This is a genomic window from Streptomyces sp. bgisy100, assembly GCF_057709105.1.
Genome location: NZ_JBYITE010000001.1, coordinates 312751 through 324699 on the forward strand (window position 1 = coordinate 312751; position 11949 = coordinate 324699).

The 11949-nt window shown below is 72.6% G+C and carries 7 protein-coding genes; 4 read left to right on the plus strand and 3 right to left on the minus strand.

What is annotated here, in order from left to right:
• Positions 1-14 precede the first annotated feature (14 nt).
• Entirely contained in the window at positions 15-1850 is a 1836-nt protein-coding gene (aspS, locus tag AC3EQ1_RS01470) for an aspartate--tRNA ligase (protein ID WP_432092368.1), read from the plus strand.
• Between the two features lie 149 nt (positions 1851-1999).
• Here the strand turns inward: aspS and metG are convergent, their stop codons facing one another.
• From metG to AC3EQ1_RS01485, 3 genes are all read right to left on the minus strand, one after another.
• The gene (gene metG, locus AC3EQ1_RS01475) at positions 2000-3730 is read right to left on the minus strand and encodes a methionine--tRNA ligase (RefSeq protein WP_432092369.1); all 1731 of its coding nucleotides are present in this window, start codon (positions 3728-3730) and stop codon (positions 2000-2002) included.
• Positions 3731-4003: 273 nt separating this feature from the next.
• Positions 4004-5818: a vWA domain-containing protein gene (locus tag AC3EQ1_RS01480; protein WP_432092370.1), complete on the minus strand. Its 1815-nt coding sequence runs from the start codon at positions 5816-5818 to the stop codon at positions 4004-4006.
• Between the two features lie 342 nt (positions 5819-6160).
• The gene (locus AC3EQ1_RS01485; RefSeq protein WP_432092371.1) at positions 6161-6478 is read right to left on the minus strand and encodes a barstar family protein; all 318 of its coding nucleotides are present in this window, start codon (positions 6476-6478) and stop codon (positions 6161-6163) included.
• 188 nt (positions 6479-6666) lie between these two features.
• Between AC3EQ1_RS01485 and AC3EQ1_RS01490 the strand changes: the two genes are divergently transcribed.
• The 3 genes from AC3EQ1_RS01490 (at position 6667) to AC3EQ1_RS01500 (ending at position 11886) form a co-directional block, all read left to right on the plus strand.
• Positions 6667-8751 (plus strand): PhoX family protein, encoded by a 2085-nt coding sequence (locus AC3EQ1_RS01490; protein WP_432092372.1) that lies wholly within the window; start codon positions 6667-6669, stop codon positions 8749-8751.
• 557 nt (positions 8752-9308) lie between these two features.
• Positions 9309-9836, plus strand: a complete 528-nt coding sequence (locus tag AC3EQ1_RS01495; protein ID WP_432092393.1) for a VanZ family protein — start codon at positions 9309-9311, stop codon at positions 9834-9836.
• 418 nt (positions 9837-10254) lie between these two features.
• On the plus strand, positions 10255-11886 hold the full coding sequence (locus AC3EQ1_RS01500) for a hypothetical protein (RefSeq protein WP_432092373.1): 1632 nt from the start codon (positions 10255-10257) through the stop codon (positions 11884-11886).
• Positions 11887-11949 lie beyond the last annotated feature (63 nt).

Consider the following 11949-nt stretch of genomic DNA (forward strand, 5'->3'; position numbering starts at 1 on the left):
GACTTGGATGAGCGATGCATCGGTACCGTTCCCACACCTGCGGCGAGCTCCGTGCCGCCGACGTCGACGCCGACGTGCGGCTGAGCGGCTGGCTGCACAACCGTCGGAACCTGGGCGGCATCCTCTTCATCGATCTCCGCGACCACTACGGTCTGGTGCAGCTGGTCGTCCGGCCCGAGACCGCGGCGTACGAGGCGCTGAGCGGCATCACCAAGGAGACCGTCGTCCGGGTCGACGGGACAGTCCTCGCCCGGGGCGCCGACAACGTCAACCCCGAGCTGCCCACCGGTGAGATCGAGGTCGAGGTCTCCGACGTCGAGGTGCTCGGCGCCGCCGACGCCCTGCCGTTCACCGTCTACCCGGAGGACGGGGTCAACGAGGAGCGGCGTCTGGAGTACCGCTTCCTCGATCTGCGCCGGGAGCGCATGCACCGCAACATCATGCTGCGGTCGGCCGTCATCGCCACCATCCGTGAGGAGATGACCGCGCTCGGCTTCAACGAGATGGCGACCCCGATCCTCTCGGCGACATCCCCCGAGGGCGCCCGGGACTTCCTGGTCCCGTCCCGGCTGCACGCCGGCAGGTTCTACGCGCTGCCGCAGGCGCCGCAGCAGTTCAAGCAGCTGCTGATGATCGCCGGCTTCGACCGGTACTTCCAGATCGCGCCCTGCTTCCGCGACGAGGACGCCCGCGCGGACCGCTCGCCGGGCGAGTTCTACCAGCTCGACGTCGAGATGAGCTTCGTTGAGCAGGAGGACGTCTTCCAGGTCATCGAGAAGGTGATGACCGACCTGTTCAACAAGTTCGGCCAGGGCCGTGAGGTCACCTCGCCGTTCCCGCGGATCCCGTTCCGCGAGGCGCTGCTGAAGTACGGCAGCGACAAGCCGGACCTGCGGGCCAAGCTGGAGCTGGTGGACGTCTCGCACGTCTTCGCCGGCAGCGGCTTCAAGGCCTTCGCGGGCAAGCACGTGCGGGCGCTGCCGGTGCCGGACACCGCCGGGCAGACCCGGAAGTTCTTCGACCAGATGGGCGAGTTCGCCGTCGAGAAGGGCGCGAAGGGCCTGGCCTGGATCCGGATCGGCGACGACGGCGGCATCACCGGCCCGATCGCCAAGTTCCTCAGCGAGGCCGACGTCGAGAAGCTGCTCGCCGAGGTCGACGGCAAGCCCGGCACCGCGGTCTTCTTCGGCGCGGGCGAGTTCGACGAGGTCTCCAAGATCATGTCGGAGGTCCGGGTCGAGGCGGCCAAGCGCGCCGGACACTTCGAGGAGAACGTCTTCCGCTTCTGCTGGATCGTCGACTTCCCGATGTTCGAGAAGAACGAGGACACCGGCGAGATCGAGTTCTCCCACAACCCGTTCTCCATGCCGCAGGGCGGCCTCGAGGCGCTCCGCACCAAGGACCCGCTCGACATCCTGGCCTGGCAGTACGACATCGTCTGCAACGGTGTCGAGCTCTCCTCCGGCGCCATCCGGAACCACGAGCCCGAGGTCATGTACGAGGCCTTCGAGATCGCCGGCTACTCCAAGGAGGAGGTGGAGCGCGAGTTCGGCGGCATGCTGCGCGCGTTCCACTTCGGCGCCCCGCCGCACGGTGGCATCGCCCCCGGCGTCGACCGCATCGTGATGCTGCTGGCCGACGAGCCGAACATCCGCGAGACCATCGCGTTCCCGCTCAACGGCAACGCGCAGGACCTGCTGATGGGCGCGCCGAGCGAGGTGGAGGAGGCTCGGCTGAAGGAGCTGCACCTCAACATCCGCAAGCCCGTGGTCAAGCAGGCCAAGGCCAAGGCGGCGGGCACGGACGAGCAGTCCGGCGCCGAGAAGCCCGAGGCGGACGGCGCGAAGTAACCGCGTTGCCCGGCCGGACGGATGACTGTCCGGCCGGGACGGACAGCGACGAGGGGCCCGAACCGGATGGTTCGGGCCCCTCGTCGTAGGTGCGGTACGTGTCCCGCCGTGCGGGACGCCTCACGTCCCCGGAGGTGAGGCGTGACCTGTCACTCCGCGGACTCGTTGGTCTCCGCGCCGCCGAAGCGCTCGCGGTAGGCCTCCAGGTCCTCCTCGGAGATCTTGGCGAAGAGCACCGGCGGAACGGTGAACCCGGTGCCCGCCGGGACGGAGTCCAGGGTCTTCGCCTCGTCGGCCGTCACCCAGGTCCGGGCGTCCTCGGGCAGCGCGAACGCCGACCGCATCGCCTTCGCCGACGCAGGGATGAACGGCTCGGACACCACCGAGTAGAGGTGGATCAGGTTCATCGCGGTGCGCAGCGTGAGGGCCGCGGCCTCCTGGTCGGTCTTGATCTCCAGCCAGGGGGCCTTCTCCTCCAGGTAGGAGTTGCCCGCGCTCCACAGGGCCCGCAGGGACTGGGCGGCCTTGCGGAACTGCAGCGCCTCCAGGTGTCCCTCGTACTCGGACAGCAGGCGGGCGATCTCCTCGCCCAGCCGGACCTCGGCCTCCCCGGCCTCCTTCCCGGCGGGCACCTCGTCACCGAAGCGCTTGCGGGAGAAGGACAGCACCCGGTTGACGAAGTTGCCGAGGGTGTCCGCCAGGTCCTTGTTGACCACGGACGAGAACAGCTCCCAGGAGAAGGAGGTGTCGTCGGACTCGGGGGCGTTCGCCATCAGGAAGTAGCGCCAGTAGTCGGCCGGCAGCAGCTCCAGGGCGGCGTCCGTGAAGATGCCGCGCTTCTGGGAGGTGGAGAACTTCCCGCCGTAGTAGTTCAGCCAGTTGAAGGCCTTGACGTAGTCGACCTTCTTCCACGGCTCACGGGTGCCGAGCTGCATGGCCGGGAACATCACCGTGTGGAACGGGACGTTGTCCTTCGCCATGAACTCCGTGTACCGGACGTCGTCCGCCTCGTACCACCAGGACTTCCAGTCGCGGCTCTCCGGGTCGGCGTCCGCCCACTCCTTGGTCGCGCCGATGTACTCGATCGGGGCGTCGAACCAGACGTAGAAGACCTTGCCCTCGGCCGCGAGCTCCGGCCAGGTGTCGGCGGGGACCGGAACGCCCCACTCCAGGTCGCGGGTGATCGCCCGGTCGTTGAGGCCCTCGGTGAGCCACTTGTGGGCGATCGAGGAGGCCAGCGTCGGCCAGTCCTTGCTGCCGTTGCCCTCCAGCCAGGCCTCCACCTCGGGCTGCAGCTTGGACTGGAGGAGGAAGAGGTGCTTGGTCTCGCGGACCTCGAGGTCGCTGCTGCCGCTGACCGCGGAGCGCGGGTCGATCAGGTCCGTCGGGTCCAGCACCCGGGTGCAGTTCTCGCACTGGTCGCCGCGTGCCTTGTCGTAGCCGCAGTGCGGGCAGGTGCCGACGATGTAGCGGTCCGGGAGGAAACGGTCGTCGGCGACGGAGAACACCTGACGGATCGAGCGCTCCTCGATGAAGCCGTTCTCCTTGAGGCTGCGGGCGAAGCGCTGGGTGATCTCCACATTCTCCGGCGAGGAGCTGCGGCCGAAGTAGTCGAAGGCCAGCTCGAAGCCGTCGTAGATCGCCTTCTGCGCGTCGTGCTGCTGCCCGCAGAAGGTGTCGACGGGCAGGCCCGCCTCCTTGGCGGCCAGCTCGGCCGGGGTGCCGTGCTCGTCGGTGGCGCAGATGTAGAGGACGTCGTGGCCGCGCTGCCGCAGATAGCGGGCATAGACATCGGCCGGGAGCATGGACCCCACCATGTTGCCCAGGTGCTTGATCCCGTTGATGTACGGAAGGGCGCTGGTGATGAGGTGTCGAGCCATTGCCGGCTGCTCCCAATTCGTGACGCGGAGTGAGGCCCGTAGTTCATCGGAATACAGCGTCTACAGGCTGTCAATATCGTACTGGACCCCCGGGGGCCGTCCGCGCCCCCTTTTTCCGCACGCTTTTCCCCGTGGTAAGCCCCGGTGTGCGCACCGCGGGTGCGGGTGCCCCGCTGGGTGCCCGCCGGGGGCGGGGTTCGGGTGGGCCGTGCGGATGTCCGCGGCCGGCCGGTGGTGTGCGGCGGCCGGCCGCGGACGGTTCCGCGGCGCACGTCAGCGCAGGATGCCGGCGGCGCGCGCCTCGGTCAGCCACTGCGGGAGGTCGGCCGTGAGCCGGCTGTAGAGCTCCGCGTCGGCGACGGTCAGCGGGTCGGCACCGGCGGAGAAGAAGCCGGCGTTGTCCACCGGGCGCCGGTCGGGGACGGTCAGCACATCGAGCTTCCGCAGGAAGTCGAAGCCCTTCGCGTCGGGCTCGCCGAACCCGATGAACTGCCAGAAGATCGGGAGCCCGGCGGCCTCGCAGATCGCCTTCTCCGCTGCGGGCTTGGACGTGGGGGCGCCGTCCGTCTGGAAGATCACGAAGGCCGGGGCGGTGGTGCCGGACTTCTGGTAGTGCTCGACGACGGTCTCGATGGCCCGGTGGTAGTTCGTCCGGCCCATGTGACCGAGACCGGAGTGAAGGGTCTCGATCCGGCCGGAGTAGTCGTCCAGGGAGACGTCCGCGGTGCCGTCGATGTCGGTGGAGAAGAACACGACGGGGACGGTGCCGTCGTCGTCGAGGTGGGCGGAGAGCGCGAGCGTCTGCTCGGCGAGGTGCTGGACCGTGCCGTCCTTGTAGTACCGGCGCATGGAGCCGGAGCGGTCGAGCACGAGGTAGACGGCGGCGCGCGTCCCGGTGAGGCCCTGGGCGCCGAGGGCGGAGCCGGCGCTCTTGTAGAGGCTGACCAGGCCGGGCGCGGACTCCTCGATCTTGGTGAGCGAGAGGGCGCCGGCGGAACCGACCGGGGCGGCCGCGGCGGCCGCGGCGGCCTCGTGGGCGACGGGCTCGGCAGCGACGGGCTCCGCGGTGACGGGCTGCGCCTCGGTGGGCTCGGCGGTGACGGGCTCGGCCCGGTCCGGGACGGCGGCGGCCTCGGGCTCCGGGGCGGCGAGGGGCTCCGGCTCGGGAGCGGTCCCCGGGTCGGTGGCGGCAGCCGGCTCGGGAGCGGCTTCGGGCTCCGTGGCGACGACGGCCTCCGGTGCCGGGGTGACGGCGGCCTCCGGCTCCGCGGTGGCGGCGGCCTCCGGCGCCGGCTCCGGCTCGGCGGCGACCTCGGGCTCGGCTGCGGGAGCGGCGACGGCTGCGGGGGTGGTCACCGGCTCGGGCGTGGTGACGTCCTCCGGCTCCGCGGCGGCAACGGTCTCCGACGCCTGGGCGTCGGCGGCCACCGGCTCGGAGACGGGCCCCGGCTCGGCAGTGGTCACGGGCTCCGGCCCGGCAGCGGCCTCCGGCTCGGTGATGGCGTCCGGCGCCGCGGCGTCCGCCTGCTCCGTGCTCGCGGCCGGGGCGGGCTCCGCGTCCGTGGGCTCGGCCTGCGCGGGCACCTGGGTGTTCCGGGGCTCCTCGACCGGCTTGGCCTGCGCGGGCACCGCCGGGGCCTCCGGCTGCGCGGCCTCCGCGGCCTCGGGCTCCGGGTCGGGCGAAGCGGCCTGGGCGGGCACGGCGGCGGACGCGGTGTCCGCGGGCGCCGCCGCACGGTCGGCCCCGGGCGTCTCGGCGGGGGCGGTGTTCTCCTGCCGACGTGCGTCGGCCCGCCGGCCCTCGGCCGCCGGATCCTGCCGGGCGGCCGGCTCCTGCTGCGGGGCCGGCTCCGTGGCGCCGCTGTCGAAGGCGGCGAGGAGGGAATCGCTCTTCTCCGGCTGCGGGGACGCGGATGCGGGTTCGGCCGGTGTCGACTGAGCCGGGACCGGCGCGGTGGCGGTGGGGGCGGCGTCCGCCGTCCCGCCCGTCGTCGCCTCGGCGCCACGCGCCTCCGGCACGGTCGGCTCATCGTTCCCGGTCGCCCGCGACCGGCCGAACGCATTCCGCAGCAGACTCCGAATGCCCATGGGATTAAGCCCTTCACACGTATCGGGTGCGATGAATGTCCGCGGTGCGGGAATTCGTCCCTGACCAGGACGGACACGTAAGGCTACCGGTATCTGTTCGTCAGGCTCCGGTTTTGACGCCGGGTGATGCGGATCGGGCCAATGAACAAGACCCGTTTGTGCTCGAAGGGGGCGTTCCCGCCGGGCGGGCGGCGCGATGCGGACCGGGAAATGGAACGCTCATGCAGAAACCGAATAGCAGGATCGGCAGCCGGAGAAATCCGCTGACGGGCGGGGCTCATCAGGTATGTTCCGGTGCCGCGCCGCTCCCCCGGTTCTCGCCTCGCCACCCGCGGTCCGGCGTCAATGTCCGGACGGCGGACGGGAATGGGCTCGAGCGAGTTCCAGCCGGGCGCGGGTGGCTTCCGCGAAGAGCCCGGCGAGTCGTTTCCCCTCCGGATTGTCCGGGGCGAAGAGACCTGCCGTGTCGGCTTGTACGACGAGGACTTCGTGGGCGTCGATCACTGCTGAGATCCCGCGCGACTCGATGACGTCCCACCACGCGTCGAGATTCCGGCCGAACCAGGCGGGCAGCGCGCAGGGCTCCCGGACGGCGTCCCAGAACGCGTCCAGCGTCCCCAGGTGCCGGCCGCGCAGATCGATCAGCAACTCGTCGGTCATGACGCCGGATCGTAGTGGCTCCCGCCAACGTCCGTGCGGAACGGCGGAATTGGTCCGTCCGTCCTCGTTCATCGCGCGTTCACCCGCAGTCCTCCCAGGAGCGGGGCCGCGCCCCTAGCGTCACCGCGGACCTATTCCGACATCATGTCGGCGCGCTGCGCCGGTGAGGGCCCTACGGAGGGGAAGAAGTGCGCAGACTGCTGCCGCTGATCAGCTCGCACCCGGGCGGACGTTCCGCGATGACCTGCCGCTACCGCTGCGGCGACGCCTGTTTCCACGAGGTGCCGAACACCAGTGGGAACGCCTACCTCGGCGATGTGGTGGCCGAGGCCCTCTCGCGCCGTTCGCTGCTGCGGGCGGGCGCGGTCGTCACCGTGGCCGCCACGGCCGGTGCCACCGCCGCCGGGCAGGCGCCGCAGGCCCGCGCCGCGGCCCCGGCGGGCACGGCCGGCGCGGCGGAGCGGGCCGGACGGGCGGCGGACCGGGCCGCCCGCGGCCTGCGGTTCCCCCTGGTCGGGCCGAACACCACGGACGCGGTCACCGTCCCCGAGGGGTACGCCGAGAACATCCTGATCCGCTGGGGCGACCCGATCCTGCGCGGGGCGCCCGCCTTCGACCCCGACCGGCAGTCGGCGAAGGCGCAGGCGGGCCAGTTCGGTTACAACAACGACTACATGGCCGTGCTGGACGTGCCGGGCGAGCGCGACCGTCAACTGCTCGTGATCAACCACGAGTACACCGACGAGCAGCTGATGTTCGCCCACTACGACCCGGACGACCCCACCCGGGAGCAGGCGGAGATCGGCTGGGCGGCGCACGGGCTGTCCGTCCTCGTCGCGGCCGAGGACAGCCGGTCCGGGAAGCTCACGGCCGTGCCCCGCCACCGGCTGAACCGCCGGATCACCGCCACGACACCGTTCGCGGTGACCGGCCCGGCGGCCGGCAGCAAGCTGCTGCGCACCTCCGCGGACCCCACCGGCACCCGGATCCTCGGCACGCTCAACAACTGCGGCGGCGGCATCACCCCCTGGGGGACCGTGCTGTCCGGCGAGGAGAACGTCAACCAGTACTTCGCCAACGGCGGATCCGTCACCGACCCGGAGACGGCGGCCCGCCTCAAGCGCTACGGCATCACCGGCGGTGCCTCTGAGCGCAAGTGGGAGCGGTTCGACCGGCGGTTCGACGTGGCCCGGGAGCCGAACGAGAGCAATCGTTTCGGCTGGGTCGTCGAGATCGACCCGTCCGACCCGGACTCCACACCGCGGAAGCTCACCGCCCTGGGCCGCTTCAAGCACGAGGCCGCCGAGCCGCGGCTCACCGACGACGGCCGGCCCGTTCTCTACATGGGTGACGACGAGCGGTTCGACTACTTCTACAAGTTCGTCTCCGCCAAGCGGATGATGCGGGGCACCGGCAGCGCCGCCCGGGAGCACAACCGCACGCTGCTGGACGAGGGCACCCTCTACGTCGCGAAGTTCACCGGCGACAGCCCGGCCGGGGAGATCGACGGCTCCGGCACGCTCCCGGAGGACGGCCGGTTCGACGGGACCGGCGAGTGGATCCCGCTGGCGACCGGCAACACCTCCCATGTGGCGGGCATGACCGCCGAGGAGGTGTACGTCTTCACCCGGATCGCCGCCGACAAGGCGGGCGCCACCAAGATGGACCGGCCCGAGGACGTGGAGCCGAGCCCGCGCACCGGACGGGTCTATGTCGCGCTGACCAACAACACCGACCGCGGCAAGCCGGGCAAGGCCGGTGCCGACGAGGTCAACCCGCGCAACGGCAACAAGCACGGCCAGGTGCTGGAGCTGGCCGAGCGGCGGGACGACCCGGCGGCGAAGCGTTTCTCCTGGCGGCTGTTCCTGGTGTGTGGCGATCCGGAGGACCCGGCCACCTACTTCGGCGGCTTCCCCAAGGAACACGTCAGCCCGATCTCCTGCCCGGACAACATCACGTTCGACGCGTACGGCAACCTCTGGATCTCCACCGACGGCAACGCGCTGGGCAGCCACGACGGGCTGTTCGGTGTGGCGACGGCCGGGGAGCGGCGCGGCGAGGTGCGGCAGTTCCTCACCGTCCCCAAGGGCGCCGAGACCTGCGGTCCGATCGTGCAGGACAAGCGGGTCCTGGTGGCGGTGCAGCATCCGGGCGAGGTCGACGGCGCCAGCGTCGAGAAGCCCGCGTCGGCCTGGCCGGACGGGCCCGGCACGTTGGTGCGCCCGTCGGTCGTCACGGTGTGGCGCCGGGACGGCCGCGACATCGGCGTCTGACCGCAAGCGGCCGCGGCGCCCCGGACGGGGGCGCCGCGGCCGGACGGGGCTCCTCCGGACCGGTCGCCTCGTCCGTGTGCGCTGCTCGGCCGTCCGGGTGGGTGACCGCCTGGGCCCGCCGCCGAACCCCGGGCCCGCCGAGGCGGGGCGCGTGCCGTGCCGGACTCCGGGTAACCGCGAGTGAGGCGACACCGGCAATGGCAGCGGCGGAATCCCGTGCCCCCACCACGGGACCCGCCCCGGACTTGGGGTACCTCATGGCACGCAGAGTGGTGCTGTTCGGCTACGAGATCGGCAAGGCTTCCGGGAAGAGCGGGACGTCCGGGAACACGGCGCCGAGGAAGGGCGCGACGTCCGGGAAGGGCAAGGCCGCGGCGAAGGGCAAGGCCTCCGGGCGGGGCACGGTCTTCGGGCGGGGCGGGGCGTCCGGGAGGAACCGGACGGGCGCGCGCGGTGGGCGGGCGACGGCGTCCCGGAGCGGCGACGCATCCCGGCGGGACGACGCCTCCCGACGGGGCGGTGCCCTCCGCGCCTGGTGGACCGGGCGCCCGCAGGGCGTGGAGCGGGAGGACACCCGGCCGGTCGCTCCGGCACCGCGTACCCCCACCGCGGTCCGGGTGCTGCTGATGCTGGTGGCGTTCGCCGCGATGGTGGGGTTCGCGGTCGTCCTGGCCAAGCTCACCCTGGTCCCGTCGTCGGCCTCGGAGCCGCTGACGCACAGCAACCTCCAGCCGGGCGACTCGATCCGCGACTACGTCTCCCAGCCCGCCTTCCGCGACACGGTGAAGCAGATCGGCGGCAACATCGTGCTGGGCGTCCCGTTCGGGCTGCTGCTGCCGGTGCTGGTGCCCCGCGCCCGCGGGCTGCTGCGGGTCGGCGTCGCCACCGCCGTCGTGATGGTCCTGGTCGAGCTGGTGCAGGGCGCGCTGGTCACCGGCCGGGCGTTCGACATCGACGACGTCATCCTCAACACCTCCGGCGCGCTGCTGGGTTACCTGCTGCTCGGGCGGCGGCTCGGCCGGGCGGTGCACCCGCGCCGCACCCACTGGTGGCACCGCTTCACCGGGCGGCCGGTCACCGGCTGAGGGCCTTGCCCCGTGCCCGCCCGGGGCGCGCGGCCCGGCACCGTGACTCGCCGCGTTGCCGAACAGCCCTGGTAGCAGAGCTACCAGGGCTGTTCGGCGCTTTGCGACGCACGGCACCGGACCACGCGACCCCATCGGGCGCTCACCGTGCAAGGACCGCTGAAACCCGGGCCCGGTCACGGCTGCACCCGGTCGCGGGGTGGTCGGGCGCGGTGCCGGGTGGCCGGTCACCGGCGTGGGCGCCGCACGGCGGCGTCGGGCGGTTACCCGTTCGAGGGCAACGTTGCGCCGACTGCCCCTCCCGCCTGGCCCGGCCGGTGCACCCGGCGGAGCGTGGTGCCGAGCCCATCCGCACACGCCGTGGGAGTCCGCACCCTCCGGGAGCCGACCACGCGTCCGAGGTACGGCGAGGTCGGTCATGCACCCAGCGAGTCTGGCCGTCGGCCCCGGCCGGCGAGGATCCGGTACCCGTCCGGGCGGCCGTCCGGCGCCCCGTCCGCTGCCCCTGCTCGCCGCCGTCGCCGCCGCGTTCACCCTCGCCCAGCTCGTCCTGGTGATGCCCGGCATCGGCCTCGGCTGGGACGAGACGGTCTACATCAGCCAGGTCAGCCCGCACGCCCCCGCAGCGTTCTTCAGCGCCCCGCGCGCCCGGGGCATCAGCTTCCTCGTCGCGCCCGTCACCGAGCTGACCACGTCGGTCACCGCGCTCCGGGTGTATCTCGCGGTGCTCTCCGGCCTGGGCCTCCTGCTCGCGCTGTGGGTGTGGCGACGGCTGCTGCCCGCCCCGGTGCTCGCCCTCGCCGGAGCGCTGTTCGCCTCGCTGTGGATCACCCTGTACTACGGCCCGCAGGCCATGCCCAACCTGTGGGTCGCGTACGGGGCGCTGTTCGCCACCGGATGCTTCCTGCGCGCCGTCCGGGGGAGGCGCCCGGCCGGGGCCGGTGAGGACGGCCCGGTCGGGACCCGCCGGGACGGATCCCTCGCGGCCCGTCAGGCCGGAGCCGGCCCGGCCGGCCCGGACCTCACAGCTCGCCCGGCCGGCCCGGGCCGCGTGGACCGCCGTGCCCTGGTCGGGCTGGGCTGTGCGGTGGCGTTCACCGCGCTGATGCGTCCCGCGGACGCGCTCTGGCTGGCCCTGCCGCTCGCCGTCGCCGCGCTGTGCGTACGCGCCTGGCGGCGTCCGGTGGTGCTGCTGGTGCTGGCGGCGGGGACGCTCGTCGGCAGCGCCGAGTGGATCATCGAGGCGTATCTCCGGTACGGGGGGCTGTTCGCCCGGCTGGAGCGGGCCGGCGAGGTCCAGGGCGGCATGGGCCTGCACCTCGCCGTCGACGACCAGGTGCGGGCCTTGGAGGGGCGCTCGCTGTGCCGGCCGTGCGAGGTGCCGTGGCGGCACCCGGCGACCGCGGCCTGGTGGTTCGCGCTGCCCCTGCTCGCCGCGGGCGGCGTCGTCGCCGCGGCCCGCGCCCGCCGCACGGCCGTGGCCCTGCTGCCCGTCGTCACCGGACTGTTCCTCGCCGTGCCCTATCTGCTGCTGATCGACTACGCCGCGCCCCGCTTCCTGCTGCCGATGTACGCCCTGCTGGCCCTGCCGGTGGCGTTGTGCCTGGTCAGCATGGTGGCCGGGGTGCGGCCGGGGCTGCGTCCGGTGGTCGTCGGCGTGCTGGTCCTCGCCCTGGCCGGGCACCTCGCCGTGCAGTACGCGGTGCTGCGGAGCATGGTGTCCCGCGCCCGCGTCACCCGCGAGGCCGTCGACCGGATCGCCGCCGGACTGCACCGGCAGGGGGTGCGGGCGCCCTGTGTGATCAGCGGGCACGAGGCTGTCCGGATCGCGTTCCGCACCGGCTGCTCCTCGCGGCAGATCCGGGGGAACGACCGCAGCATCACCCCGGCGGAGCTGCTCGACGTGGCCGGCCGCCGGCCCGTGGTCCACCTCGGGACCGGGAACGTGCCGCCGCCCTACTACGCCCGCGGGTGGCGCGTCGTCCCGCTGCCGCCGCTGTCGGGGCACGGGCGGTACCGGGCCTGGGTGTCGCCGTCCGCCAAGCCTTGAGCGGCCCGCTGCTGCGCGGCCCGCTCCTGATGTGTCCGGTTCGGTGGGACGGACTGTGATGTG

What these genes read in the sequence shown, in the direction of transcription:
- aspS (WP_432092368.1), top strand. Translation starts at nt 15, where the DNA reads ATGCATCGGTACCGTTCCCACACCTGCGGCGAGCTCCGTGCCGCCGAC.
- metG (WP_432092369.1), bottom strand. Translation starts at nt 3,730, where the DNA reads ATGGCTCGACACCTCATCACCAGCGCCCTTCCGTACATCAACGGGATC.
- AC3EQ1_RS01480 (WP_432092370.1), bottom strand. Translation starts at nt 5,818, where the DNA reads ATGGGCATTCGGAGTCTGCTGCGGAATGCGTTCGGCCGGTCGCGGGCG.
- AC3EQ1_RS01485 (WP_432092371.1), bottom strand. Translation starts at nt 6,478, where the DNA reads ATGACCGACGAGTTGCTGATCGATCTGCGCGGCCGGCACCTGGGGACG.
- AC3EQ1_RS01500 (WP_432092373.1), top strand. Translation starts at nt 10,255, where the DNA reads ATGCACCCAGCGAGTCTGGCCGTCGGCCCCGGCCGGCGAGGATCCGGT.